The 26495-nt window shown below is 45.2% G+C and carries 19 protein-coding genes and 1 pseudogene; 7 read left to right on the top strand and 13 right to left on the bottom strand.

Annotated elements, in window-relative coordinates; translation table 11 throughout:
• Positions 1-24: 24 nt before the first annotated feature.
• The 4 genes from D0A34_04080 (at position 25) to D0A34_04065 (ending at position 5392) form a co-directional block, all read left to right on the top strand.
• A complete protein-coding gene (locus D0A34_04080; protein ID UNU18152.1) occupies positions 25-4464 on the top strand; it encodes an NACHT domain-containing protein in 4440 nt (1479 codons plus the stop codon).
• On the top strand, positions 4421-4618 hold the full coding sequence (locus D0A34_04075; GenBank protein ID UNU22161.1) for a hypothetical protein: 198 nt from the start codon (positions 4421-4423) through the stop codon (positions 4616-4618). Before D0A34_04080 ends, D0A34_04075 begins: the two co-directional genes overlap by 44 nt.
• Positions 4619-4919: 301 nt before the next feature.
• On the top strand, positions 4920-5129 hold the full coding sequence (locus D0A34_04070; protein ID UNU18151.1) for a hypothetical protein: 210 nt from the start codon (positions 4920-4922) through the stop codon (positions 5127-5129).
• Positions 5126-5392, top strand: coding sequence for a type II toxin-antitoxin system RelE/ParE family toxin (locus D0A34_04065; GenBank protein UNU18150.1), 267 nt, complete (start codon positions 5126-5128; stop codon positions 5390-5392). Before D0A34_04070 ends, D0A34_04065 begins: the two co-directional genes overlap by 4 nt.
• Positions 5393-5441: 49 nt before the next feature.
• Here the strand turns inward: D0A34_04065 and D0A34_04060 are convergent.
• The 11 genes and pseudogenes from D0A34_04060 to D0A34_04010 all read right to left on the bottom strand — a co-directional run bounded on the left by D0A34_04060 (position 5442) and on the right by D0A34_04010 (position 21071).
• Positions 5442-5849 (bottom strand): annotated as a pseudogene (locus tag D0A34_04060) (PIN domain nuclease).
• Positions 5836-6048 carry a type II toxin-antitoxin system VapB family antitoxin gene (locus D0A34_04055; protein UNU18149.1) on the bottom strand — a complete coding sequence of 71 codons (213 nt, stop codon included), beginning with the start codon at positions 6046-6048 and terminating at the stop codon, positions 5836-5838. The pseudogene D0A34_04060 and the gene D0A34_04055 overlap by 14 nt, the downstream one beginning before the upstream one ends.
• Positions 6049-6399: 351 nt before the next feature.
• A complete protein-coding gene (locus D0A34_04050) occupies positions 6400-6666 on the bottom strand; it encodes a Txe/YoeB family addiction module toxin (protein ID UNU18148.1) in 267 nt (88 codons plus the stop codon).
• Positions 6663-6887, bottom strand: a complete 225-nt coding sequence (locus D0A34_04045) for a hypothetical protein (protein ID UNU18147.1) — start codon at positions 6885-6887, stop codon at positions 6663-6665. The genes D0A34_04050 and D0A34_04045 overlap by 4 nt, the downstream gene beginning before the upstream one ends.
• Before the next feature lie 222 nt (positions 6888-7109).
• The gene (locus tag D0A34_04040) at positions 7110-8903 is read right to left on the bottom strand and encodes an aspartate--tRNA ligase (GenBank protein UNU18146.1); all 1794 of its coding nucleotides are present in this window, start codon (positions 8901-8903) and stop codon (positions 7110-7112) included.
• Between the two features lie 163 nt (positions 8904-9066).
• On the bottom strand, positions 9067-9672 hold the full coding sequence (locus D0A34_04035; protein ID UNU18145.1) for a hypothetical protein: 606 nt from the start codon (positions 9670-9672) through the stop codon (positions 9067-9069).
• A 372-nt stretch (positions 9673-10044) separates the two neighbouring features.
• Positions 10045-10683, bottom strand: coding sequence for an Appr-1-p processing protein (locus tag D0A34_04030; protein ID UNU18144.1), 639 nt, complete (start codon positions 10681-10683; stop codon positions 10045-10047).
• Positions 10684-11032: 349 nt separating this feature from the next.
• Positions 11033-12007, bottom strand: a complete 975-nt coding sequence (locus D0A34_04025; protein ID UNU18143.1) for a diguanylate cyclase response regulator — start codon at positions 12005-12007, stop codon at positions 11033-11035.
• Positions 12008-12017: 10 nt separating this feature from the next.
• Positions 12018-15113 (bottom strand): hybrid sensor histidine kinase/response regulator, encoded by a 3096-nt coding sequence (locus D0A34_04020; protein ID UNU18142.1) that lies wholly within the window; start codon positions 15111-15113, stop codon positions 12018-12020.
• 126 nt (positions 15114-15239) lie between these two features.
• The gene (locus D0A34_04015) at positions 15240-20735 is read right to left on the bottom strand and encodes a PAS domain S-box protein (GenBank protein ID UNU18141.1); all 5496 of its coding nucleotides are present in this window, start codon (positions 20733-20735) and stop codon (positions 15240-15242) included.
• A 132-nt stretch (positions 20736-20867) separates the two neighbouring features.
• Positions 20868-21071 carry a hypothetical protein gene (locus D0A34_04010; GenBank protein ID UNU18140.1) on the bottom strand — a complete coding sequence of 68 codons (204 nt, stop codon included), beginning with the start codon at positions 21069-21071 and terminating at the stop codon, positions 20868-20870.
• 342 nt (positions 21072-21413) lie between these two features.
• Here D0A34_04010 and D0A34_04005 point away from each other — a divergent pair, with 342 nt between their 5' ends.
• The 3 genes from D0A34_04005 (at position 21414) to D0A34_03995 (ending at position 24498) form a co-directional block, all read left to right on the top strand.
• Positions 21414-21626 (top strand): hypothetical protein, encoded by a 213-nt coding sequence (locus D0A34_04005; protein UNU18139.1) that lies wholly within the window; start codon positions 21414-21416, stop codon positions 21624-21626.
• A 309-nt stretch (positions 21627-21935) separates the two neighbouring features.
• Positions 21936-23336 (top strand): magnesium transporter, encoded by a 1401-nt coding sequence (gene mgtE / locus D0A34_04000; protein ID UNU18138.1) that lies wholly within the window; start codon positions 21936-21938, stop codon positions 23334-23336.
• Between the two features lie 238 nt (positions 23337-23574).
• On the top strand, positions 23575-24498 hold the full coding sequence (locus D0A34_03995; protein ID UNU18137.1) for a hypothetical protein: 924 nt from the start codon (positions 23575-23577) through the stop codon (positions 24496-24498).
• Positions 24499-24672: 174 nt separating this feature from the next.
• Here D0A34_03995 and D0A34_03990 read toward each other — a convergent pair whose 3' ends face one another.
• The gene (locus D0A34_03990) at positions 24673-25191 is read right to left on the bottom strand and encodes a hypothetical protein (GenBank protein UNU18136.1); all 519 of its coding nucleotides are present in this window, start codon (positions 25189-25191) and stop codon (positions 24673-24675) included.
• 20 nt (positions 25192-25211) lie between these two features.
• Entirely contained in the window at positions 25212-26297 is a 1086-nt protein-coding gene (locus D0A34_03985) for a ParM/StbA family protein (protein UNU18135.1), read from the bottom strand.
• Positions 26298-26495: the final 198 nt, after the last annotated feature.

Genomic DNA, 26495 nt, shown 5'->3' with positions numbered 1-26495 from the left:
CCTTGTATAATCGGGGTTAAGCGCTTGGGCAAACCAACTGGTTTGGGCAAAGTTGCCCAAGCGACGATGAATTTTATTCAAAAGGTAGCGATGGCACGAAAATACGGGAAAAACGCCACCACAAAAAACAACGTCTTCAAACTGGTTGAGGCGTTACTCGCCCTCGCGGATGAGGAAATTGCCGTGCCGGGGGATAAGCTGAAAGCTACGTTTAATGTGGAATGGGTAAAGGAAGATGAGTTGCTGGTATCGGGGAAATTTCAGCAAAAACGCAACAAACAAACCAAAATCGTGGAAGGGATAACTAAAGAAGATTTATGGACGTTAGTGGAATGTTTCGGAAAGGCATTAGAACTCTCTCAACCCAAGGATGAAAAGAATGTCGATAACGCCCAGAGAAGAGGAGAGGCAATCCAAGATGTTTTGGACTGTCTGAAAGACTTAGGTATACTTATCCTTGAACCTAGTGCAAGAAATCAAGGTTTTTGGAAATTTTCCCTCAAACTGGATCATCAAACTAAGCCTAAAAAAAATTTAGAAGTAATTGAGAAGCAATGGCAGGAGAAAATTGGCTCTGTCACAGTCGAAAAAACTGAAAATTCTGGAGGTGCAAAAAACTCCCTAAACTGGCAAGAAATCTGCCGCCAAAACCTCGCCCAACAAAAGCAACTCACTACCAACCTCTTCACCAACGCCAACGGGATGACACCGCAACTGGATGGCGTTTATGTTCCCTTAGCGATTGTCGAACGCCAAAAACCCAAACCTCAGCCAAGGAATCAGGAGGAAGAAAAGGAAAAAGAAACTGAAAAACTGATTCCCATTGCTGAAGAACGCTTTTTTGAGGATGTGTTGCGACAAGGGAAAAGCGACATTAGTCAAGGGCGCAAAATTGCGATTATTGGCGAACCGGGTGCAGGGAAAACCACGCGGTTGCAGAAGATTGCTGATTGGATTTTAGAGCAAGAATTGGGGTTGCCGATTTGGATAGATTTAGCTGAATTAGGGGAGCAAGATATCTGTCAGTATTTGGAAAAGGCGTGGTTGCTGCGGTGTCGGGGAGAAGTGACGCGCGGTGATTTAGAGCCACAAATAAGTCTGGTTTGGTTGTTGCTGGATGGTGTGGATGAAATGACGCACACTCAAGGAATGCAGCAGTTGGGGAAAGACTTATTAAGGACATGGGTGCAGGCGGCGCGGGTGGTGGTGACTTGTCGGGTGAATGTTTGGGAGGCGGATAAAAATGCTTTTTCGGGGTTTGATGTGTTTCGCAATTTGGAGTTTAATGCGGAACAAGTTACGGAGTATATTCGCCGTTGGTTTGCGGGGATGGGGGATGCTGCGACGGGGGAGAGTTTGGAGCTGGCGTTAGCAGAGTCGGAGAATTCCCGTCTCAAGGAGTTGATTCAAAATCCGTTGCGGTTGTGGATGTTGTGTCAAATTTGGAGTTCGAGAAAGGGAACTTTACCGGATACTCAGGCAAAATTATATGCAAGTTTTATTAAGTATATCTATCGCTGGAAAGAGCAGTTTATCAAAAGCTATGCAAAGCTATGTGGCAAAACTCAGAGTCAGTGTCAGAAACTTTTACATGAAGCGTTAGGAGAATTAGCAAAAGCAGCAATTGATGGCAAAGCTGGTCGTTTTCGCTTGTCCTATCAGTTAGTTAGTGAGTATTTAGGAGAACGCAGCGATGAAACGTCTTTATTATCCTTAGCGTTATCTCTAGGATGGTTGAATCGGGTTGGCATCGATTTTGATGAACCGGAAGAATCTGTCTATGCGTTTTATCATGCGACGTTTCAGGAGTATTTTGCGGCGTTTGCGGTGGATGATTGGGATTATTTTTTACCTCGGAATCATGTTGATTTTCCGGTGGTGGGGAAGGAATATCGGATTTTTGAAGCGCAGTGGAAGCAGGTGATTTTGCTGTGGTTGGGGCTGGAGGAGGTGAATCGGAATCAGAAGGAGGAGTTTATTGAGGCATTGGGTGGGTTTGAGGATGGGTGCAGTGATTTTTATGAATATCGAGTCGATTTGCTAGCTGCTGCGGGGATAGGAGAGTTTAAAGATTGTAAGTGGGCTGCTGAAATAGTAGCAACAATCATTAAGTGGGGCTGCGGTTATTTCAACCTTGAAAAACAAGAATGGTGGACATTTCTCGATCCTATTGCAGAGGGAGCAAGAGCAGCACTGTTACAGACAAACTATAGTATAGCTGTCAACCAACTCATTGATTTACTGAAAAGAACTAAAGATGAAAATGCTCGTCGGAGTGTTGCTGAGTGTTTGGGTAAAATCGATCCAGGCAACCCAGAGGCGATCACTGCTTTAATCGCAATTCTCTCCACTACTACTGATGAGGATACCCGTTGGAGAGTTGCTGACATTTTGGGTAAAATTGACCCAGGCAACCCAGAGGCGATCGCTGCTTTAATCGCAATTCTCTCCACTACTACTGATAAGAATTGTCGTCAGAGTGTTGCTGAGTGTTTGGGTAAAGTTGCTACAGGCAACATAGAGGCGATCGCTGCTTTAATCGCAATTCTCTCCACTACTACCGATTGGCATACGCGTTGGAGTGTCGCTAACATTTTGGGTAAAATTGCCACAGGAAACCCAGAGGCGATCGCTGCTTTAATTGCAATTCTCTCAACTACTACCGATTGGAAGACCCGTCCGAGAGTCGCTGATATTTTGGGTAACATCGACCCGGGCAACACAGAGGCGATCGCTGCTTTAATCGCCATTCTCTCCACTACTACTGATGAGGATACCCGTCGGAGTGTCGCTTACAGTTTGGGTGAAATTGCCACAGGCAACTCAGAGGCGATCGCTGCTTTAATCGCCATTCTCTCCACTACTACTGATGAGGATACCCGTCGGAGTGTTGCTGAGTGTTTGGGTGAAATTGCCACAGGCAACTCAGAGGCGATCGCTGCTTTAATCGAACTTCTATCAACTACTACCGATTGGCATACGCGTTGGAGTGTCGCTAACATTTTGGGTAAAATTGCCACAGGAAACCCAGAGGCGATCGCTGCTTTAATCGCCATTCTCTCCACTACTACTGATGAGGATACCCGTCGGAGTGTCGCTAACATTTTGGGTGAAATTGCCACAGGAAACCCAGAGGCGATCGCTGCTTTAATCGCCATTCTCTCCACTACTACTGATGAGGATACCCGTCGGAGTGTCGCTAACATTTTGGGTGAAATTGCCACAGGAAACCCAGAGGCGATCGCTGCTTTAATCGCCATTCTCTCCACTACTACTGATGAGGATACCCGTCGGAGAGTCGCTTACAGTTTGGGTAAAATTGACCCTGGCAACCCAGAGGCGATCGCTGCTTTAATCGCCATTCTCTCCACTACTACCGATGAGGATACCCGTCGGGAAGTCGCTGACATTTTGGGTAAAATTGCCACAGGCAACCCAGAGGCGATCGCTGCTTTAATGGCTATTCTCTCCACTACTACTGATGAGGATACCCGTCGGAGAGTCGCTTACAGTTTGGGTAAAATTGACCCTGGCAACCCAGAGGCGATCGCTGCTTTAATAATCGCCATTCTCTCCACTACTAATGATGACTATACCACCCGTCCGATGTTCGCTGACTGTTTGGGTAAAATTGACCCTGGCAACCCAGAGGCGATCGCTGCTTTAATCGCCATTCTCTCCACTACTACTGATGAGGGTACCCGTTGGATAGTCGCTTACAGTTTGGGTGAAATTGACCCTGGCAACCCAGAGGCGATCGCTGCTTTAATCGCCATTCTCTCCACTACTAATGATGAGCTTACCCGTGGGAGATACGCTGGCATTTTGGGTAAAATTGCCACAGGCAACCCAGAGGCGATCGCTGCTTTAATCGAACTTCTATCAACGACTAATGATGAGCATACCCGTTGGGAAGTCGCTGAAAGTTTGAATAAAATTGTGCAAAATGACCAGATGCCTTCTGTTGTCTCAGCGTTGCAACAATTTCAGTGCGATCAAACCTATGAAACCAATTTTGACCTCTACAAATACAGCTTTGAAATCATCTGGAACTGCGCCCAAAATCTGCCTTACCCAACTTTCTATCAAGCATGGCACCATCAACTCACCACACCCCATCCAGAAGTCCCAGAGACAACAGGAGTCGGTTCTACCCCCTTCACCCAAAGCCTCAATTTAGCAGATTTACCCAACATCCTTGATGCCAGACTTGCAGACACACAATTAATCGAATCCGTACAGCTAATTTGCATCGACACCAGCAAATTCATCGACACAGATAACCCCGCCCTGGAAATCTACGAACAATTCCTCGACCAAAACTGTCCCGAAAGACCCCAACGGCGAACCCGAAACCCTCCCCCAACTCAAATCCTACTGGAATCGACTCCGCCGCCACAGCGACAAACACCCCATCCTCATCTTCTACCAAGACCCCACATTCCCCGCCGCCGAAGGTTTTAGCCCTACTTTCCTCAATGCCCTTACCCGCTTCGACGGTACAATCTGTCTCATCACCGACACACCTCACCCACCCCTGCAAACCTTCTCCCCCCATGACCCCGATTTACTTCAAACTGTCGTAAACTGGCTCAAACGACTTCATCTAGAGTCCTAAGTTATGACAGTCGGGAGTTACGCATAGATGCCAAAGAAACGGGGTTTTTCACTTTAGTTAAAGGTCGGGATGCAGTATTCTCGCAAAAAACCCGGTTTCTGACTACCCGCAAACCAAAGAAACCGGGTTTTTGGCCGCTTCTACGAGGTGTAACGAAGTATTCTCGAAAAAACCCGGTTTCTGACTACCCGCAAACCAAAGTTAGCTAGTATAAATTTAATTAAATTACCTCAACATCAAAATAAATCTACTTTATTTCGTGATATAATGAAAACCTTAAATAAATACCAGAAAAAAAGCAATGTCTGAAATTACTCTAGACGAAACCAAACTTAAAGAATTGCTCAAAGCAGCGATTTTTGAGTTGTTAAAAGAACAAAAAGAAGTATTTTCTGAAATTTTAACAGAAGCCCTAGAAGATATAGGGATGGAAAATGCTATCAAAGAAGGCGAAAATACTGAAACAGTCAGCCGCGAGCAAATTTTCAAAATCCTGAAGAGACAACCATGAATGTGGAGTTTAAAAAGAGCTTTGAAAAGGATTTACTCAAGATTCTTGATGCCGACTTGTTGCAAAGAATTCAGGAAGCGATAGAAGAAGTTGAGAACGCCGAAAAATTAAATGAAGTCAGCAATGTTAAAAAACTAAAAGGTGATGCAGACTACTATCGCCTTAGAGTGGGTGATTACCGAATCGGTATTAAAGTTAATGATGGCGTAGTCTATTTCGTCAGGATACTCCACCGCAAAGAGATTTACAGATACTTTCCGTAATCATTTCAGCCTTCACCCCATCCTCACCAACTCAAACTCAAATTAATCTTTAATTATTGTCAGGCCGGAAGCGCAAGCACTTGAGCGATCGCACCCTCTGAATAGTTTCAAAATCGCGATCGTTATGAACTAGAATAATTTGGTGTTCGATCGCAAGTTGGGCAATGCAGCAATCGATACTACTTCTAACCGTTAACCCCTGTCGTTGCAAATCGTAGTAAATCCGAGCAGCCGCTACCCAAGTATTAGGCGTAGACTCGATGTAGTCTTGTTCTTGGAGATAAGTTTCTAATAGTGTCCACTCGCGATCGTCTCGGCAACCTTGCAAAAGCTCCATCTGAGTAAATCGGTTCAAAAAAATACTTTCATCATTAATTATTGCTTCCAGGGATTGGCGTACTACACCTGTCCTGTCGCGGAAAACGCTGATCCAGACTCATGTATCAATCAGAAACATTTCGGTTTTCCCGCAAAGCTTTGTAGTCGTAGTCAGTCGAAAATTGAATTTGTCCGCTTAAATCGAGTAAATTCCGCTTTTTACGGGTGCGAATTAATTCTTGCAAAGCAAAGTCAATCAATTCTTTTTCTGTTTTGAAATTGGTTAAGCGAAAGGCTTCTTTAACCAATTCTTCGTTAAGTTCAACGGTGGTTGTCATGGTTAATGGTTGATTTCATTCTCTCATTCATTATGGCATAGCCACACCCAACCCTTAACCTAACCCAACTTCCCTAAATCCTGGTTTCCCCAACTCACCGAAACCAACCTCAACCAAACTCTCCAACTCCTCTGCATCAACGACACCAAACTCGAACTACCCAGATTCCCGACTTCTCAAAGAAGTCAGGAATTTACAAATGGTTAAATTGTCAAGGTGTTTTATACGCTTATGACTTGGGCGTATAAGTCGATCGCACTTGCAACTCCTTCAACTGCTTCTCATCCACACCAGACGGCGCATTTGTCAGCAAACAACCCGGCTGTTGCGTCTTCGGAAACGCAATCACATCTATTCACTGTAATGATACTTACAAGCCACGATCGCAATTTCTTGATCCGTAACTTGGTAAACTAAACGATGTTCGTTATCAATGCGCCTAGACCAAAAACCACTTAACTCGTATTTCAGAGGTTCAGGTTTTCCCAATCCTTCAAACGGTGAGCGGTCTATATCTTTAATCAATTCTACAATTTTGCGATAAATCTTTTTGTCTAATTTTGCCCATTCATTAAAATCTGCAAAAGCCGAAGATTCAAAAACAATTCTTCTGCTCATTGCAAATTCTGTAAGTTAACTTCCACTAAATTTTGCCCCTCTTTAACATTTTCAAGAGCTTTTAAAAGTCTATTTTTGTTGACTTCTGATTTCAAAAGATATTCGGTTTCATCACACTCAGAAACAATTATTTCAATCTCTTTATCTCCAAAAGTCGCCTTGATTTGTTCTAAAAAATGATGATTGAGTTCGCTGGCTTTTAAACGATAAACTGTTGACATCGTTTTTACCTATTTTCGATTATGCTAATTATAGCGTTTTTAGTCTAAAGACCTGGAATGTAATTAGAGCATACAGTATCAGCCAAAGTTTTGACTCAATCACAGTCCAGGACGCAGAATCGTGTCTGTCATGCTGAACAAAACGCAGTGTAGCGAAGCATCGATTGAGATGCTTCGCTTCTCTCAGCATGACACATCGGCTTTGCCTAAGTCCCCATCGGCTTATGACTTCGGCGTATAAGTCGATCGCACTTGCAACTCCTTCAACTGCTTCTCATCCACCCCAGCCGGCGCATTCGTCAACAAACAACCAGCCTGCTGCGTCTTCGGAAACGCAATCACATCGCGAATCGATTCCTCACCAGCCAACAGCATCACCAAGCGATCCAAACCGTAAGCAATGCCTCCGTGGGGCGGAGTTCCATACTCAAACGCATCCAACAAAAAGCCAAACTTATTGTAAGCTTCCTCAGTCGATAAGCCGATCGCGTCAAACACCTTTTCCTGAACTTCCCGCTGATAAATCCGCAGAGAACCACCACCGATTTCTGTACCGTTTAACACCAAATCGTAAGCTTGAGCTCTCGCAGTTTTCAAATCGTTAATATCGTCGGGATGCGGCGCAGTAAACGGGTGATGCAATGCTTCCAAACGCTTCTCGTCAGCGTTCCATTCAAACATCGGGAAATCTGTCACCCACAGCAGATTCATCTTGTCTTTGTCAATCAATCCCAATTCGTTACCGACGAACAAACGCAATCTATCTAAAGTCTTATTGACAGTTGTCGCGTCAGCCGCTGCGAATAACAACAAATGACCTGGTTGCGCGCCCGTGCGATCGAGCAATTGCTGTTTTTGTGCTTCCGTCAAATTATCCTTAATAGCGCCGATCGTATCAATTTCGCCATTATCCCGCACCCGAATGTAAGCCAATCCCTTCGCACCGGCGTCGCTGGCTTCCTTAAACAAATCGCCTTTTGGACCCGGTTTAATCCGCACGTTAGAAATCGCATCATTCCCGCCCGGAATCGGCAAAACTTTCACAATTCCGCCCGCAGCAACCGCCCCGGAAAATACCTTAAATCCCGAATCTTTCATCAAATCGGAAACATCAACTAATTCCATACCGAAGCGAGTGTCTGGTTTGTCGCTACCATAGCGATCCATTGCTTCAGCGTAAGTCAAGCGCGGAAAAGGACGAGGCAATTCTACGCCTTTGACACTTTGGAAAATCTGGGAGACTAAACCTTCGTTTAATTCGATAATTTCTTCTAAAGACATGAAACTCATTTCCATGTCTAATTGTGTGAATTCCGGCTGTCTGTCGGCGCGCAAATCTTCATCGCGGAAACAGCGGGCAATTTGATAATATCTGTCCAAACCCGAAACCATTAACAATTGTTTGAACAACTGCGGCGACTGCGGCAAAGCGTACCAATCGCCCAAATTGACGCGGCTGGGCACTAAATAATCTCTCGCACCTTCAGGAGTCGATCGCGTTAAAATCGGTGTTTCAACTTCAATAAAACCTCCCACATCTTCCAAATGGCGACGCATCGCTTTGACGACTTGGTGGCGAAGCTGCAAATTGCGACTCATACGATCGCGCCGCAAGTCCAAATAGCGATATTTCAGCCGCAAATCTTCCCGCACGCTTTCATTTTCCGCCGTCGCCACCTGAAACGGTAACTGTTTGCGAACCGCATTCAACAACTCAATTTCGTCAGCGTAAATTTCCACCTCACCCGTAGGCAATTTCGGGTTGAGGGAGTCTTCGGGGCGGCTGCTGACTCTACCCGTAATTTTAAGCACGTATTCGCTGCGTAAAGCCTCAGCCCCGTGATAGGAATCGGGGGTGCGTTCAGGATCGCTGACAATTTGCACGATACCCGATCGATCGCGCACATCCAGAAAAATCACCCCGCCATGATCGCGGCGGCGATCCACCCAGCCGTAAAGGGTGACAGTCTCTCCGATGTGTTCGCTTCGCAGTTCGCCGCAGTAGTAACTTCTCATAATTCGGGGTTGTGGACTAAAAATAAAGCTTTTTAATTATGCAGTATGCCTGAAACTTCTGCTGAATGCAAATGCACCGACGATCGCCATTAGCTTTGGAATTAATTCCAAAGCTAACTACCCTAACAACCCGCTGGGAGTTCCAAACCCCCGGCTGGCCCTTCTAGGAATCTCCGCGATCGCTGTGAGACTTGTCAAAAAACGCCGTCAGCGCGTTCCATGCAGACTTAGCCGCATCCGTCAAGCGAGTGTTGATCGACTCAATTTGCTTCACAATAACGTGCCAATTCTTTTCAGCTTCCGTGTGAATGTGGTCAACCGCTTGTTCGATGCGATGGCGTTCGATCAATTTATTTTGTTCCACCGCTTCTCGCGCTTGTCGCACTGCTTTCAAATAAGTCTCGCGACTGACTTCGCCGGCCTCTTGCACCTGCGCTTGCGCCCGCGTTTTAATCGCATCCACCACCAGCCAATTTTTCTCAGATTCTTTTTTAATCAGCCTGACTGCTGCTGTGACTCTCTCGTGGGCGAGATCCTTATTTTCTTCGATTGCCGCGGAGGCCTTATTCACAGCTTTTAAATAAGCTTCGCGGGTGAGTTCGCCCGCTGCTTGCACTTCGGCGGTGGCGCGTTTTTTAATTGCTTCAAACAGCGCCGCAGTTTCTGCGATCGCCTCATCAGTCGCGTCGGGCATCTCTTTTTTGACGATCGCCGTCGTTTCTAGAGTTGCCTCTAAAATTGGTTCTTCGGTTACTTTTGGATCTGTCATATCAATCTTCTCCTGTGGTAGTAAACATTTTCAAAAAATCTCACAGTCCCTGGATGCAGACTTTGTAGGTGTAGCGCCCGAAGGAATTGTGGTCTTTTATACATACTTTGTAGGTGTAGCGCCCGAAGGAATTCTGGCATTTAATAAGAACTAGGCAATTCTTCTTCCAGCTTCATCAACTTTTGTATCCGCGCTTACCTAGTTGGAATGACCTCAGTTCTATTACATTATATCTACCAAAGTTTCTCTCGTGTGTAGGATACCGCCAACTTTTAGGTACGGTTTAGCGCACTGAAATTTGTGATAACTCCCTCTACCTCAAAAAACACACACTAATAAACTTGGTTTCTCAACACAATAAAACGAGCCGCTTTAATAGTTTCTATTTTCCAACTGCAAATCTTCGTTTTCGTCCGTATATAACAAGTGGTGACATCTTTGAGCGTGCAGTAAAGATTGAGGGAATTCGTACTGAGAGAAGAGGACCTCTTCGAGCGCAACTTTCATTTGATTGGCGCAGATATGTGGCGGTACTTTGCCCATTCCCGTACCCATGCCGGGAATAGCGATAGTTTCAATGATATGTTTTACTGGCGTTCCATCGGGGACTGAGCCAAATTTTACGAGAGTCAAAATAGCGCGGGTTGCTAGATAAACATTTACTGTTTCTCTTAAAACTGTGGGAACGCGCATAATTGGTGCAGCGATTAAATAGGGAATTTCAGCATGATCGGTGTCTAAAACTTCTGCCATTCCTACTAATAATTCACCGTGATGTCGATCCTGAATTAGTTTTTGCAGCCGTTCAAGAACCTGCCCCCCAAAAAAAACCGAAATTTCTAAACCTAAGCCGTCGTCCATGAAACCAAAACTATTTCCCGGACTGACAATAGCATCGCATTTCACATCAAAGATTGAACCGCGGTGTATCTTGACATTTTCCATATTGCCGCAAGTGCTTTCCCACGCTCTAACTAAACCATCGTCTAAGGTAGCCAGCACAATTTGCATAAATCCTCTCTCTTAATTTTAATTGCGAACAGCTAGAGCGATCGCCAATTTAATCCTACAATACTTTACATAAGTCCGCTGAATCTAAAACTCATCTCAATTTCAACTAGCAAATGTTCAATAGCTACGACATTTTTTGATCGCACACACCCTTAACCTAATACAGAGAGAGCTTTTAACCCGGTTGCTACCCTGTCAGGTTTAGGTGTGATGATGTGTACTGCATGGTGTTTTCCGGCTGAGGGGCTAAAGTCTGCAAGCTGTTTCCCTATCTTGTTTTCAGTTTACTCTTTCTCGGTTTAACTCAGGTTTAATAAATAATGCTTATGGCGCTCCAATATCCTTGTTCTCAAAAGAACGGTTGAGGATTTAAACAGCATTTGGTGCGTTTATGCTCGTACATTAGTTTGTCAGCCTTTGCCAGCAATTGTTCTAATAAAACTTCATTGTTTAAATCCCCCAACTCCACACCAAGACTTATTGATATATAAGCTCGCTCGGACTGTTGATTAAAGCGATCTATATTTTCTTGCAACCGCCCATGAAAATTAGTAGATGAATCACCCGAAAAGTTAGGAATAAATAAAGCAAATTCATCTCCTCCTAGTCGAGCCACAATATCCGCCTCACGAAAGGTTTGCTTCAATATTTGAGCTGCCTCAACGATTACTCTGTCTCCCATTTCGTGTCCTAAAGTGTCGTTAATCTTTTTCAAACCATCTAAGTCAGCGAACAAAATAAAATACGAGGTTTGCGTGCGTCGAGCAGTTTTTAATTGTTGATTGGCTAGTAAAAAGAAGCCTCGTCGGTTATATAATCCAGTTAATTCATCGGTCACGGATAGCTGCCTTACTTCTGCTTCTGCTCTCAGACGTTCTTGGATTTCGTGTTCTAAACGTTGATTTTGTTCGAGCAGTTGTTGGCGTTGCTGTTGGATGAGTAATTGATTTTTTACTCGCATCAGCACTTCCTGCTCTTGAAAGGGTTTGGTAATATAGTCTACACCACCCAGTTCAAAGGCTCGTACCTTGTTTTCGAGTCGTTCAAGCGCACTGATAAAAATAACTGGTATCTGAGCACTGGCTTCCGATGCTTTTAACTTTTGGCAGACTTCATACCCATTCATCTCCGGCATATTGATGTCAAGTAAAATCAGATTCGGTGGGTTGCGATGAACACCTTGGAGTGCCATTCTGCCGTTGAGGGCTTTACGGACAATATAGCCCTGTGACTCTAGAATTTTGGCTAACAAGCGCAGATTGTCTGGGGTATCATCCACGATGAGAATATTCGTTTGGGCCGCAAGTTTGAATAAAGCTGTCATGGTCTTATTCCTAAATCTGGGTGAGAGTTGCGATCGCTTCAAGCTGAAAGTTATCGACCAGAGATGTCATCGCCGCGATGAAATCTTGTTTCTCCTGGGGAATTTGAGCGATAAGTTCATAAAGCTTATTATCACTAAGATCTAGTGCTGCTTCATGAACTTCTGCAATCCACTTGGTTGGCATGGTTTTCAAGTCTGGAGTAAATATCTTTGGTGGCGAAGCTGATGAGTCTGGCGGAACTTTTTCGGCGTAGCAGTAGCGGACGCCCAAGTGATGAGCTATTTTGTCGAAAAGTGTGTCTTCAGTAAACGGCTTGGCAATGTAGTCATCGCAACCGACTTGCAGGCTGGCGATACGATCGTCTTCAAAAGCATAGGCAGTTAGGGCAATGATGCGTGTAATTTGTCTTTTGTCCTGTGACATTTGCCCTGAGTTATCTGCTGATGAGCCATGACTCATGACTAATGACTGTTGCGCTCGAATCTGTCTCGTCGCTTCATAACCATCCATGACAGGCATTTGAATGTCCATCAAAATCAGGTCAGGGTGCCATGTTTGCCAACGAGCGATCGCCTCTACCCCATTTTCCACCGCACACACATCAAACCCAACTGACTCCAGCAGCGTCACCAGCAGTTGCCGATTTTCTGGAACGTCTTCTACTACTAGAATTCGGTAGATAGGTTGCCCAGGTTCGATCCCGATAATCCGATCGCTAATTTCAGGTTCCTCTAAATCAACGGACTCTGGTAGTTCCAAAACGACTTGGCAGGTAAAAGTCGAGCCTTGATCCAGGGTGCTTCGCACGGTGATATCGCCTCCCATGAGACGCGCAAACTCACGACTGATAGACAATCCTAAACCTGTTCCTCGATCGTGACGACCGCGATTGGTTTGCCTGAAAGCGTCAAAAATTGATCCTAAATCTGAGGAAGAAATGCCAGATCCGGTATCCTCAACTTCGAGACACAGGGTAATAGTTGGTTTAATATCGGGTGGATTAGTGGCGCGATCGCGATTTGTGCCGGATGACATATCATCGGATGAAAAAGCTCGTCCGCGCAGCACTATCTTTCCTGCTGTTGTAAATTTGATCGCGTTCCCCAGCAGATTAATCAAAATTTGGCGAAGTTTTGCTTGATCGCCACAGACATAACGGGGGACAGTAGCATCCCACTCGCTGCTCAGATGTAACCCTTTCTCAGGCGCTTTGATGCTGAACATCTCATTAATAGAACCCAGCAGTCTATGCAGATTAAAACAGCTTCGACTCAGTACCAATTGCCCTGCTTCAATCCTAGACATTTGCAAAACATCGTCGATCAATGTCAGCAGGTGTTCTCCACTACGGGTAATGATCCCTAAATGCTCTTGAAATTCTTCTGGGATATAGGGGCTACGGTTCATAAGCTGGGTAAATCCCAGAATGGCGTTAAGTGGCGTTCTGAGCTCGTGGCTCATGTTGGCCAGGAACTGGCTTTTGGCACGGTTGGCTATTGCTGCCCTTTCTGCAGCGTGTTCTAGGGCAGCTTGCGAAAATTCTAACACCGCCAGCATGAGGATATGTCTCATTTCGGCGGCAGCTTCTAACTCTGCAATCTGCCAGGGATAAGACATCTGGCGCACTGTCTCTTGCCACAGTTCAAAGGATTTGCGGGGACACAGGTGCATTTTTCCAATTTCGTCGATCGACACAGCATCCTGTGGATTACCTGCCCAGTTTATGGTTTGAATTTGTTCGGGTCGGAACCAAAGGATATGGTATGACTTTTGTTTGGCGTAGGATAGGAAGATTGAGATTGCTAAAACACCGCTAGCTCGCTCTTTGAATTGCTTCGCTTGGGGATACAACTGAGACAAAGAAGCTGTTGCAAACACTCGTTCTTTGTTTTGTTGCAGCAACCACTCCATGAGAGCGCCAACCTCAGCTTCAGATGGTGTTTTACCCACCAATGTCAGACCACCATCGAGCAGAATTGCAGCTCCCTGAGCATGAACTAAATCTAGCAGTTGAGAAGCATTTTCGGTCAATACCTGTTCGATAAAATTAGAATCTCCCCGGAATGCCTGCTGAAGTTGATCCTGAATAGTTTTCGCCTGCGCTCGGTAAACGTTCAATTCTAGCTCTTGCTGATGTACCAGTTCGATCGAGGCAAATTGTCCTAAAAATTCACAGGTTTTGCGAGTTTCGTAATCTACCAATCGCGGGCTGTAATGGTGACAGGCAATTAATCCCCAGAGGCGCCGATCGTCAATTAACGAAATCGTCAGTGTCCCAGCAACTCCCATATTCTGCAAATATTCAGTGTGGTAGGGAGATACTCCCCTTAACACACAAGCACTTAGATCCTGGGGTGTACCGGTTACGGGATGCTTGGTAGGAATTAGGCGAGCCGGAGTGTAATTGATATTGGGAATTTGGCGTATCCAATTGCGGTAAAACAATTTGCGGGCGGGTACGGGAATATCAATAGCCGGGTAATGCAATCCCAGGTAGCTTTCTAGATAGCTTTCTTTCTCTTCAGCAATCACCACCCCATGCTCATCGGCTTCAAAACGATAGATCATCACGCGATCGAACCCGGTCAGGGCTTTCACTTCTCTAGCAATGGTTTGAGCTAAATCCGAAAGATCGATCGCACTGCGAAAGTTGAGGATAACTGTTTGCAGACGCTGATAAAAATCGATTGAATGATTATTTTCAGTAGTCAATTGGGGTTCGAGCTCCAGAATCAACTGATCTGGTAGCTGATGCAGTGTGCTTCTAAATGTTTGATGTTTGCCGTCTTTTAGAGGGATTTTTAGGTCAAAACTATTATGAATGTTGAGTTGTTCTTGATTTAGATACCTGACAATTTTTTGTACTTGATCGTGTCCCAATAAGCCTGGCAATGGCTGACCTAGCAATTCTTCGGCAGAAATGCCAAAAAACTGTTCTACATTTTCGCTAGCTTGTAAAATATTGAGGCTGTTTCCTTGCATCAATAAAACGATTCCGTGGGGCTGAATATGACCGGGAGCATACACGGATTCTTCACTGCATTCCTCTAAACTTGTTAAAGTTAAAGGAGTGATTTGGGAGAGCTTGGTAATTTTATAAGGCATATTAGAGCAGGAATTTTTAATAAAGATTAAGGAGGTTTAGTTCAAAAATTATAAATAACTAGATTGTATTCTTGTTGGCTGTTCCTAATTCCCTAGTCCTAATCAAACGTTTAACTGCACAACAGCTTATAAATCCAATGGAGGAATTCCACTTGGGAAATTACCTTGAATTAGATTAATGATTTTCTCAAATTGATACTGGTGGGCGAGTTCCGTCAGATGAGTACCGAATTGAGCGAGTTCTGAGGAAAGTTGAGCTACCAGTTCAATGATCGCAACATCATCCCCACATAAAGCAGCATCTTCCAACTGAACCACCCATACTTTTGGTAATGTCGCCAGAAGCGTTGGATCGAGGGAATCTGAAACCCCAGGGGAAACAGAACAGAGGTAAGAAGGAAAACAATCTGTTCCCCGTCCCCCCTTTTCTGTTTCCTCTTCCTCATATACATACTCTAAACTTAGGTATTCCGCCATCTTAAGAAATAGGATCTGTTCCCGGAAGGGCTTGCTGATGTAGTCGTTGCAGCCAGCAGCTAAGGCGAGGGCGCGATCGCTCTGGGAAGCCTGGGCCGTAAGTGCAATAATGATACTGTTGTGTCCGTCTTCCATTGCCCGAATTTGCTTCGTAGCCTCGTATCCATCTAACACGGGCATCCGAATGTCCATCCAGGTTAGGTCGGGTTGCCATTGTTGCCAAATCTGCACCGCTTGCTGTCCGTTGGTAGCTTCTTTTACCTCTAATCCTAATTGTGTCAGTAATCTGACCATTAGCAAGCGATTTTCTGCTTGATCATCAACCACCAAAATGCGATGATCCAGTTGACAGGGAGCCAGCCCAATCACGAGGCGATTATTATTATTCTCTTCTGGTGTAACATTAACTCCACTGATGGGGCTGACGGGAAGGGTAAAGGTGAAGGTACTCCCCTGTCCCACAGTGCTGCTGACAAAAATTTTTCCGCCCATTAGTTCCAACAATTTGCGGCTAATGGCTAAACCTAGCCCAGTACCGCCGGTCGATCCCTTCCCAGCTTGGGCTTGCACAAACGCATCGAAGATAGTATTGAGTTCGAGCGATGCAATCCCTACACCTGTGTCAGCGACTACAAACTGGAGAATCGGCCGAGTTGTGGTTAATGCCCCTGTACCGTCCGCCTTAATGCTGACTTGCAAACTAATGCTTCCGCGATCGGTAAATTTGATGGCATTACTCAGCAGATTCAGCAAAACCTGGCGCAGTTTTTGAGCATCGACAAGCATAAATTGGGGAACTTCTGGCGCACTCTCGAAACAAAGGTCAAGTCCTTTAGAACTTGCTCGTTCCGCCAACATATTTCGGAGGGAATGCAGCAGCGCAACTAAGTCCAATCCGCTTTGTTCAACTGTGCAGTGTCCCGATTCAATTTTCGAGAGATCCAGCACATCGTTAATCAAACTCAAGAGGTGATCCCCACTCCGTCGAATTGTTTGCAGGTCTTGTTTTTGGTTGGGAGTTAGGGAGGGGTCATGGGCCATCACTTGGGCAAATCCTAGAATTACGTTGAGAGGAGTGCGTAATTCATGGCTCATATTGGCTAGGAAGGTACTTTTTGCCAAGTTCGCTGCTTCTGCTGCTTCCATTGCGTGCAGCAGTGCCAGTTCTTTACGTTTGCGATCGCTAATGTCTTGGTGCGTTCCAATCATCCGTAAAGGCTTACCATCTTCATCGTAGGCAACGACTTTCGCGTAGTTAGCGATCCACTTCCACTCACCTAACTTGCAACGCACACGATAGTCAAAGGCATATTTGAGAGAGCTATCTTGCAAATTACTATTGAGATCCTCAAAAACCCAGAATTTATTATCATCAGGGTGAATCATCTGCTCCCAGACGTTCACATCCATCACCAATTCACCGGGCTTGTAGCCCAGCATCTCCTGGTAGTAGGAATTAATGTAAACTTCTCCAGTTTCAATGTTCCAATCCCATAGTCCATCTCCAGAGGCTTCTAGTGCCAGCATTAAGCGTTCCTCACTCCGTTGTAAAGCGGTTTCAGCTTGATGTTGTCGCGTCACATCGATCGCCACACCACCTACTAGGATTTGCCCAGGTAAGTCGGGGATGACAAATTTGTAAACCAGAAACTCACCCAAGGTTCCATCTCGACGGGACGCAACCTCAATCGTTTCAATGAGCTCGTTGGTTTGAGCAACCGTTTGGATATTGTCTAGAAATTGTTGGGCGGTGGCGGCGGGGTAAAGTTCAAGAAGGGATTTTCCAATCACATCGTCAGTGGGTAACTCCAAGGTATTGAGATAAGTCTCGCTGGCATAGAGCATTACACCATATTCATCGGTAATCCAGGCAGGGGCAGGGCTGTGATTCATGAAGGCTTGGAAGCGAGTTTCACTCTCTCGGAGTGCCTGTTCTGCTTGTTGGCGTTCCGCTTCGTTGCGTTTGCGATCGCTAATATCCCGGCAAATACAGAAGTGCATCATCTCACCTTCTAATTCCACCCGGCTCCAGCTAATTTCCACGTCATACTCCGAACCATCCTTACGCCGATGTCGCGTCTCAAACAGAGGAAGAATTTTCTCTTTTGTTAACATAACTTGTAGTTCTTCCTTCGTCCATTGAGCATCCCAATCGAAGACATTAAGATTCAGGGTTTCTTCCAGGCTGTAGCCCAGCATCCGCGCAAAACTCGGGCTAAAATCGACTATTTTTCCGAGCCGATCCATGACAACAACACCGTCCAGGGAAGTGTTGAAGAAGGCTTTACTTCGCCGAAGTTCCTGTTCGAGTGCAACTTCGGCTTTTTTGCGATCGCTAATATCTTTCATGAAGCAGTAATGCCCAAAAAATTGCTGCTGTTCGTCGTAAGTTGCAATCATCACCATTTGTTTGTAAAAAACCGAACCGTCTTTACGAATTCCTTTCATTTCAACTTCAACTCGGCCCTCTTTCACCATCTGCCAATAGAGGGTAATCTGTTTTTTCAATTCGTCGGGATGTACGGTATTTTCCCAGGACATCCCGATCATTTCTTCTGGGTAATAGCCTGTCATGTCAGCATAAGCTTTATTCACATAGAGGTAACGCCCTTGTACATCCAGTTTGGAAATGCCGGACACCGCATTTTGCATCACCTCACTCATTTCTTTACGCTCTGCTTCTGCGTGTTTGCGATCGGTGATATCTTCTGAAAAACAAAGTAGGTACTGGGGCTGATGCTGCTCGTCGTAAATAAGAATCTTCATTGTATGCAGCCAGCGTTGACCCAGACTATGAGTGTCAATAACTTCTTCGAGAATATCCTCAGTTTTACCTTTCTCAAAGGCTTCTCTATCCTTTAGGTCAAAAAAGATAGCCTGTTCTATTGGGAAAAAATCATAACAGCTTTTGCCGATCGCTTGTTCGGCTGCAATGCCAAATAACCGTTCGCTGGTTTTATTCCAAAACTGAAATACGCCAAATCGTTTAGGCTGTGCGTCCTTAACAAAAACCGCCACCGGTAAATTATCCAGCAGTGCTTGTAAGAAATTGCGAGTGTTTTGGATGTCCTGCTCTACTTTTTTGCGTTTACTAACATCAATAAACGTAACTACAACTTGTGTAATTTTACCGTTTTGAGCGAACTCGGGGTAGGCATTAACTAATACCCAAACACAACTATCAATTTCTTTTTTAATTCCTAAAACATAATTCTTCAGGGAACTTCCCGTGGATAAAACCTGATTTACCGGATATTCCTCTAGCGGCATAACGCTGCCATCTTCCCGCACAAAATGCCAGGTCGGAGAGATCGCGGTTTTTCCCAGCATTTGATCCATTGAAAGCCCTAGTAATTCACCGGCCGTTTCATTACATAATTGGATGCTGGTATCTGTCCCATGAATCACAAAACCCGCATTTAAGTTATCTATCAATTGCCGATATCTGGCTTCGCTGAGCTGTAAATCAAATTCAGCTTGCTTGCGCTCGGTAATGTCGGTGTGAGAGCCCGCCATCCGAATTACCTTACCTGCATCATCCCAAAGTGCCTGACCGCGATCCAAAATCCATTTGTAGGAACAATCTTTGCAGCGAATACGATGTTCTGTGAGATAGAAAGGGGTTTTCTTGGCAAAATGGTCTTGAACGGCTTGCATCACCCACCCCAAATCATCGGGATGTACCCGATTTCTCCATTCATCTACAGTGTTTTGAATTTCCTTCTCTTCATAGCCGAGGATTTCCTTCGAGCGACTAGAGAAGAAGACTTCGTTGGTTTGAACATTCCAATCCCAGATGCCGTCGTTATTACCGCGTACAGCCAGTTCCCAGCGTTCTTCACTTTGACGTAGTGCTGCTTCTGCTTGTTTGCGGTCAGCAATATTCCGGGCAATCTTTGAGGCTCCAATGATATTCCCTGTTTCGTCTTTAATGGGGCAGACACTCATCGAGACATCGATTAATGTTCCATCTTTCTTCAACCTCTTTGTATCGTAGTGTTCGATGCGTTCTCCTCGCTGGATTTTGCTGAGAATTTCGTTTTCCTCATCTCGATAGTCTGCGGGAATCAGTTTTTTCCCTGATTGCCCTACTATTTCGACGGCTGTATAGCCAAAAATTGTTTCTGCTCCTACATTCCAACTTGTAACTACACCCTCTAAATCTTTGCTGATAATGGCATCTTCCGAAGATTCAACGATCGCAGCTAGTCGAGCGAGCGCAATTTCTGCCTGTTGTCGCTGCTGAATTTCCCATTGCAACTGGCGATTGCCTTTTTTTAATTTATCGACTTCGGAATAACTAACTTGTGCGAGATACACGACCAACATAAGCAGCCCAACTAAAATCAAGCCACCAATTAACACAAGTCTTAGTAAATAAAATTTACCTTTTAGTAACTCTAAAGTGGGATAAACATCTATTCGCCAGTCTACACTATACGCTTCCACTACAACGGTTTTAGGCTGTAAATAGTGAGATAAAATCTCTTGACCGTAGATCAAATCTGTGCCAGCATAGATAGCCACCTTGTACCCATGTGACACTTTTAAAATACTGTCAAATAGAGTTTGACACGGAAATATTCCGACAATAAAGCCATCAAATCTTTCACCTACAAATAAAGGAAAAATAGCTAGAAATCCTTGACCTCCTTGAACAAGTGAAATATTGCGACTTAAAATAGGTTGACGCGAATCACGAGCGACTTGCAAAGTAATTTGGCGGCGCAGTTCGCGATTAAAATCGAGGTTGTGCGCTGCCTCATTCCCAGCCAGTGGCACAACCGATCGCACTTTAAATGATGGATCGACTAATGCGATCGCCTGATAACCGTAGAAATCCTTTACATAAGCCTCAGCATCGGCTTCCCAAAGAGCCGTTGGTGTACCGCCATTAGCTTCCCAGCGATTCGCCATTTGCCGAAGTGTCAACACCCGAATTGATAATCCTTCGCTCAGTTGTGACTGAATCGCATTGGCTTCCTGCTGAATTAACTGCTCGATGTGGATTTGTCCGTTGATGGTTAGCTGTTGCCACGTAAATAAAACAGCAAGAGAAGCCACCACACCCAGCAAAAGAGGTAGCAATCGTTTAAGTGGTGTTTGGCCTAAACTTATAATTACGTTGCGTCGAGGGATTACCATAAATTAACCGATAGATGAATAGAGCTGTCTTCAATTTTGTGGGATATAATTGGGTAATTTAATGATGCAATAAAACTAAGGTTTTACCGGACAACCACTTAATAATAAGGCCATCTCTAAACTTTATACCCCCTAAGTGGATCTGTTAAATTGCATCGGTAAAGAATGGTGTTTCTTAACCCCTAGCCCTTTAACTATATTTATATAGGGCGATGAGCTACATCTGTTCAGATTGTAAATAGGTATTGTTTGCCAACATTGGCGACAAAACCAGTAGAGTTGATGCTGGCGAAGGTGACGCAGCATTTGATTCGAGCAGCAGGGGCAGTGTGTCATAAAGACCTATTTTTATAACTAAGGGTATTTCACTCTTGTTGCAAAGTGCTGTAAGCTCGCTTGAAGCAACCATAACAAGACCCTAGAGAAAAAAAATAAATATTTGGTAAATAATATAAAAGGGTTAAGGAAAAGATACAAGTTTAAACATTCCGTAATAAAATTAAGAGCGCCAAGAATGTTTATCCCACAATACGCACATTGTTACACACCTTGTAATGTCACATCTGTTTTTTGAGAATTCTACACTATTCAGAGGCAATTTATGAAGGTATCACGGGCCGACAGTCGGGTGTAAAAGATGCGGTATCAGGAACAACCGATCCCTTCGCCAGCGACAGGATGCTGTTAGTCCCAGAAGCGCTGAGACAGGGTGTAACTCAAAGCCAATATTCTCTTATACAGCAGCAGCCTTTAACCTGCATTTCCTACGGCATAATCTTGCCAGTAAGCGACACTGAATGGAAAGAAACAGTCAATAATTTTATTCGCAATCAAAGTTCGACGAACCTGTTGGAAAAAGTGAGCGGGCGCAATTCCCTTTCCTACCAATGAGTGTCGCCGATCAAGATAAATGTATTTAATACCCACTCGGCTAAGGTGCTTCGCGCGCACCCGATGGAGAGGGGTAATACTAAATCCGCGTTAAAAACCCTTTGCTCCGACTCGACGATGGAAATCGCTCAAGAGTCAAACTTTCGTCCTCCCTGAGAGCGACTAAGAAACAAAGGGGTATTTAAGCCGGATTTCATATAAGCTGCGGATATTGTCAGGGCAAGTGTGATGACCACTGCAACCAGTGGCGTCAATAGGCTCTAAACTGGATTCAGGAAGGCGCGCAGCACAGGTTTAGGAGGGTCATCAGTGACAACAGAAAAAAATTATCAATCGTCTTCTCTACCCACCTACGCGCGAAAAGAACTCCGGGAATTAGTTCGATCGCAGTTAAGGGCCCTGTTGGAAGAAGGAGACTTTAAAGGAGCAAAAGCGATTTTGCACCCGGTGCAGGAAGCAGACATAGCTGAAGCTATCGAAGGCCTGCCAGAAACCATGCAAGTAATAGCTTTCCGCTTGCTTTCCAAAGACGAAGCGATCGCAGTTTACGAATATCTCGACTCCAGCGTTCAGCAGTCCCTCTGCGAAAAATTTAAACGCCAAGAAGTCATTGATATTGTAGACAAAATGTCCCCGGACGATCGAGCTAGACTGTTTGACGAACTGCCGGCAATATTAGTCCGTCGCCTGTTGGGGGAATTGAGCCCAACGGAACGCGAAGCTACGGCTCAACTTTTGGGTTACGAAGCCAGTACCGCCGGTCGGATCATGACCCCGGAATACATTTCTCTGAAAGAAAGCTTTACCGTCGCCCAAGCTTTAGACCGAATTCGCTCTTTGGCTAGAACTACGGAAACAATTTATTCTCTTTACGTCACCGACGCCGGACGCAGCTTGACCGGTATTTTGTCCCTGCGGGATTTAGTCACTTCCCCCCTCGACAAAACTGTGGGCGAAATTATGACCCGCGACGTAGTTTCTGTTCAAACAGGAACGGATCAAGAAGAAGTAGCTAGGCTGATCCAGCGTTACGATTTTTTAGCTGTGCCCGTTGTAGACCGCGAACAGCGGCTGGTCGGGATTATTACAGTTGACGACGCGATCGACATCTTAGAACAAGAAGCAGCCAAAGATATTTATACCTTGGGCGGCGTCCAGTCCGGCGGCGACAATTATTTTCAGACCGATTTAATCACCGTTGCCCGGAAAAGAGTCGTGTGGCTGTTTGTTCTGCTTTTAACTAATACTGTCACCGGCGCAATTATTAGAGCTCAAGAAGATATTTTGAACCAAGTAGTCGCCTTAGCAGCCTTTATTCCCCTGCTGACTGGCACTGGAGGCAATGTCGGAGCTCAGTCCTCAACAGTTGTAATTCGCGGTTTGAACACTGACGAAATTACAGCAATGGGCCCGTTTCAAGTAATTGTTCGCGAGGGGATGGCGGGAGCGCTGCTAGGAGCTATATTGGGGACTGTAGCGACGGGCTGGGCTTATACTCTGCAAGGGAGTTTAGAAGTGGCACTCGCGGTGGGAGTGAGTTTGTTTGCGATCGCAATTTTAGCTTCTATTGCCGGTTCAGCTCTGCCGTTTCTATTTCGTTCTTTGGGTTTAGACCCCGCTTTAATGTCTGCTCCTTTTATTACCACCGCAGTTGATGTCCTTGGGGTCTTGATTTATTTCACTTTAGCTCGACAAATTTTGCAGCTTTAATATATTTAATTACATGGCTGTCAATAAAAAACTTAATGGGTTTTTCACCATTACTCAATTCTGCGCCTGCGTGCAATTCCCTACCGGATAGCTGGGCTCGCGTACTTTATTGTTATCCGCATACTTGTACCAGTTGCAAAAAAATAATGCAACTATAGGCCCGCGCTCGCAACTGGGAGCTTCATCACTCATTCCACATCTAAAATCTAAAATCTAAAATCTAAAATGGTATTAGCCTATGTCATCATCCAATTCACAAACGAAAATCCAAAATCCCACGTCCAGCAATTTGTTAGAAACTGCTGAATTGGTTTTTCTTGCTGCCTCTGCTGTGGGATTGGCTGCTAGTTTGGTTTGGGGGCAGAGCGTTTATGCTCAAGTGCCTGTAGTGATTTCGTTGGTGTTGAATTTTGTGAACCGGCAGAAGCTGCACGGGCAAGTTAAAGCAAGTACGGCGGCCACGTTCGATCGCGTCAATCAACAAGCAGCTACTACCGATCGCGCAATCGAGCAATTGCAACTTGCTGTAAATGCTTTAGACGAAGCTCTTGCTCAAACATCTCGCGAAAATCTCAATGTTGGGCCTGGAGAAAATGTACACTCTCTAATTTCAGCAATTGAGAACCTGCGCCAGCGACTAATAATTTTAGAAAAAACTATTAAAATGATTCAAAGCGAGATCGAACTCACCAGCCGCCAATTCAAACAGCGACCGGAGTTGCAACAAGTCGAAACTTTGACAACAATAATTCTGGACTTGCAGCAGTTTATCAACGAACTGCCGCAGTGGGGCAGTTTGCAGCAGCGGCAGCTAACAGAACTTCAGCAAAAAGTAGAGAATGCTTTGGCTGAGCTCTCAGAAGAAATTGCTGTCATTCCCAACCGCGTGGAAGAGGCGCTAGCTAGTCGCGGTGGGGAAATTAACCCACAGTTTGGTTCTGGTTTGAATGCCGATCAAAAGAATGGTTATCGACCTAAAACCCAGAATGAGAAAATTCGCCAGAAATATCCCAGAGCTTATGTCAAGTGGAGTCAGGATGAAGACGAAAATTTGAAGAAGGAATATGCTAGCGGTCAACAAATTGACGAATTAGCTCAGAGATTTCAGCGACAGCCTAGTGCCATTCGTTCGCGATTACAAAAATTAGGATTAATCGAATAATGGGAATGGTATAGACAAAAATGAGTAAATCTAAAATCTAAAATCGGCAATAACAAAGCGATCGCCCTTTTTTTTCAAAAGAGCGATCGCTTTGTTTCTGTATTCAGTACCGGCTGCCAACAGCGGGCCACTAACATTACATCTCAAGGCTTTTAAGCCTGGGTCTACCTCATTTTAGAAATCTTGGGGTAACAAAGAACTTAAACGCTCCAGCAAAGGATCGGAATTCCGAGGAGGAGCAACTTCAGCATCAGATACCACATTATCATCCGCCACAGATTCAGACTCAATCGGGCCAGGCTCTACTACTTTTGAAACTTGGGCAAAAGAAACTTGAGCAAACTTACTGTTAACACTCCCCTGCAACTGATCCAACTGCGCGCTGAGTTGACTCAGGTGATGTTCCAGTCCCTCCAAACGGCTTAATTCCTCTGCCGAAACATTGTGCTCAAACTCAGCAAATTTGACCGCAAGTTCAGCAATACGCTGTTCCAACCGCTGAAAGCTCTGTGTAGAGCTAGCAGACTCAGATACAGACAAAAACTGCCACAAAGCCTGCTTGCAGAGATTGCTGAAAGTCTGATACTTCGTGAAAGCCAACTCTTTTTCAATAGCGGCCAGCAAAGTTTGATCCGCAGCATCTTCCGTAAACGCCACCGAGAAATTCGCCTTATTTTTTGCCCACAGTGCCATAGGGTTCAAGCCTTAATGCGTTACTTTATCGTGGCTAGCTGAGCCTCAGCATAAATAAACTGTCCCAAAGCATTAGCTTTCCGGGAAGGCTGAGCCAAGTGAGCCTTAAGATTGGCGTCTTTAAGCAAAGGTTGCAAAACCTCCCAGAAAAACTCGCCGCCCCCGCCAGTCAGAACCACATCCGTCACACGTTCCGGCAGCCACTGCACCAAACGTTCGGACAGTTCGTTAGCGAAAGCCTCCCGCAAATCCTTAATAATCGGATCTAAATTAGTCGGCTTAGTCGCTCCTCTGGGACGGTAAAAACGCTGGCCCTCGGGTTTATTCACCGCTTCCAGTAAAGACAGCGATTGAGGGTCTGCTCCCGGAATCTTTGAGGCAACTTGTTCGTAGAACTTGTTCATTGCGAAGGAATCGCTCTTAGAAGCCGCCCGGGCGAACCGGAAACGATCGACCATTAACAAATCGGTAGTTTGGTGTCCGATATCAACAACAGCCACCGACAGTTCGGGCAACTCCGGCGTAAACTCCTTGTTATCTTGAGCCTCACACCAAATTAGGCTGCCGAACCCTTCCGGCATCACCCAAACGTGACTGATGTTAATATCCACACGCTCGCCCCGGTACACCACAACGTGGGGAGAGCGCAGTTGGCTGATAATCTCTTCCTTTTCCTTCTCAAACTGATCCTGCGAATAAAACGGCAAACCCAGCACAACTGCTACTTCGCCCTTCATCTGGAAATATCCAGCACAGGAAAAGACCTTAACCAAAGCATCTACTACTTTCGACTGGTCGGCGCCACCGAGATTAGCGCCAAAATCTGCCGCCAGTTGACCGATCGCGTACCCCTTGCCCTGGTACTCCAGCCACATATCCAACAGAGGGTCTGTTGCTTTCGACTCAAAGCTGCCACCCCGCACCTTTTCCACGGGCATAGTAGCCACGTTGGCAGGGATGAAAACAACGCTACTCGGGTTGCGACTCACGCAAGCTTTAGTTGCCGTCCGACCCAAATCAGCACTAATAATCGATTTGTTGTTAGAAGCGACTTTAGTCTGCTGGGTCAGCATAGCCGAATTAGGAACAAGCTGTCTAGTTGTCATTGAAATGTGTTACCTCACTGAGCCTCACCATTATCATGCCTTATCCCTTGACACTGCCACGCTTAAAGACAGTGGGTTTTGCGGCGATTCTTCTAACTCTACCTAGATCGGTATCGAAATCAGCACCAAACATTATATTCGGGACGATCGCCCTTACCCTAACTAACCTAACTTTTTCTGGAGCGATCGTGATCGAAG

Source organism: Microcoleus vaginatus PCC 9802 (genome assembly GCA_022701275.1).
Lineage (GTDB): Bacteria > Cyanobacteriota > Cyanobacteriia > Cyanobacteriales > Microcoleaceae > Microcoleus > Microcoleus vaginatus_A.
Note: the sequence above shows the minus strand (reverse complement) of the source record. Positions and strands in the feature narration are given on the sequence as shown.

What these genes read in the sequence shown, in the direction of transcription:
- D0A34_04070 (UNU18151.1), top strand. Translation starts at nt 4,920, where the DNA reads ATGTCTGAAATTACTCTAGACGAAACCAAACTTAAAGAATTGCTCAAA.
- D0A34_04065 (UNU18150.1), top strand. Translation starts at nt 5,126, where the DNA reads ATGAATGTGGAGTTTAAAAAGAGCTTTGAAAAGGATTTACTCAAGATT.
- D0A34_04055 (UNU18149.1), bottom strand. Translation starts at nt 6,048, where the DNA reads ATGACAACCACCGTTGAACTTAACGAAGAATTGGTTAAAGAAGCCTTT.
- D0A34_04050 (UNU18148.1), bottom strand. Translation starts at nt 6,666, where the DNA reads ATGAGCAGAAGAATTGTTTTTGAATCTTCGGCTTTTGCAGATTTTAAT.
- D0A34_04045 (UNU18147.1), bottom strand. Translation starts at nt 6,887, where the DNA reads ATGTCAACAGTTTATCGTTTAAAAGCCAGCGAACTCAATCATCATTTT.
- D0A34_04040 (UNU18146.1), bottom strand. Translation starts at nt 8,903, where the DNA reads ATGAGAAGTTACTACTGCGGCGAACTGCGAAGCGAACACATCGGAGAG.
- D0A34_04035 (UNU18145.1), bottom strand. Translation starts at nt 9,672, where the DNA reads ATGACAGATCCAAAAGTAACCGAAGAACCAATTTTAGAGGCAACTCTA.
- D0A34_04030 (UNU18144.1), bottom strand. Translation starts at nt 10,683, where the DNA reads ATGCAAATTGTGCTGGCTACCTTAGACGATGGTTTAGTTAGAGCGTGG.
- D0A34_04025 (UNU18143.1), bottom strand. Translation starts at nt 12,007, where the DNA reads ATGACAGCTTTATTCAAACTTGCGGCCCAAACGAATATTCTCATCGTG.
- D0A34_04020 (UNU18142.1), bottom strand. Translation starts at nt 15,113, where the DNA reads ATGCCTTATAAAATTACCAAGCTCTCCCAAATCACTCCTTTAACTTTA.
- D0A34_04015 (UNU18141.1), bottom strand. Translation starts at nt 20,735, where the DNA reads ATGGTAATCCCTCGACGCAACGTAATTATAAGTTTAGGCCAAACACCA.
- D0A34_04010 (UNU18140.1), bottom strand. Translation starts at nt 21,071, where the DNA reads ATGACACACTGCCCCTGCTGCTCGAATCAAATGCTGCGTCACCTTCGC.
- D0A34_04005 (UNU18139.1), top strand. Translation starts at nt 21,414, where the DNA reads ATGCTGTTAGTCCCAGAAGCGCTGAGACAGGGTGTAACTCAAAGCCAA.
- D0A34_03995 (UNU18137.1), top strand. Translation starts at nt 23,575, where the DNA reads ATGTCATCATCCAATTCACAAACGAAAATCCAAAATCCCACGTCCAGC.
- D0A34_03990 (UNU18136.1), bottom strand. Translation starts at nt 25,191, where the DNA reads ATGGCACTGTGGGCAAAAAATAAGGCGAATTTCTCGGTGGCGTTTACG.
- D0A34_03985 (UNU18135.1), bottom strand. Translation starts at nt 26,297, where the DNA reads ATGACAACTAGACAGCTTGTTCCTAATTCGGCTATGCTGACCCAGCAG.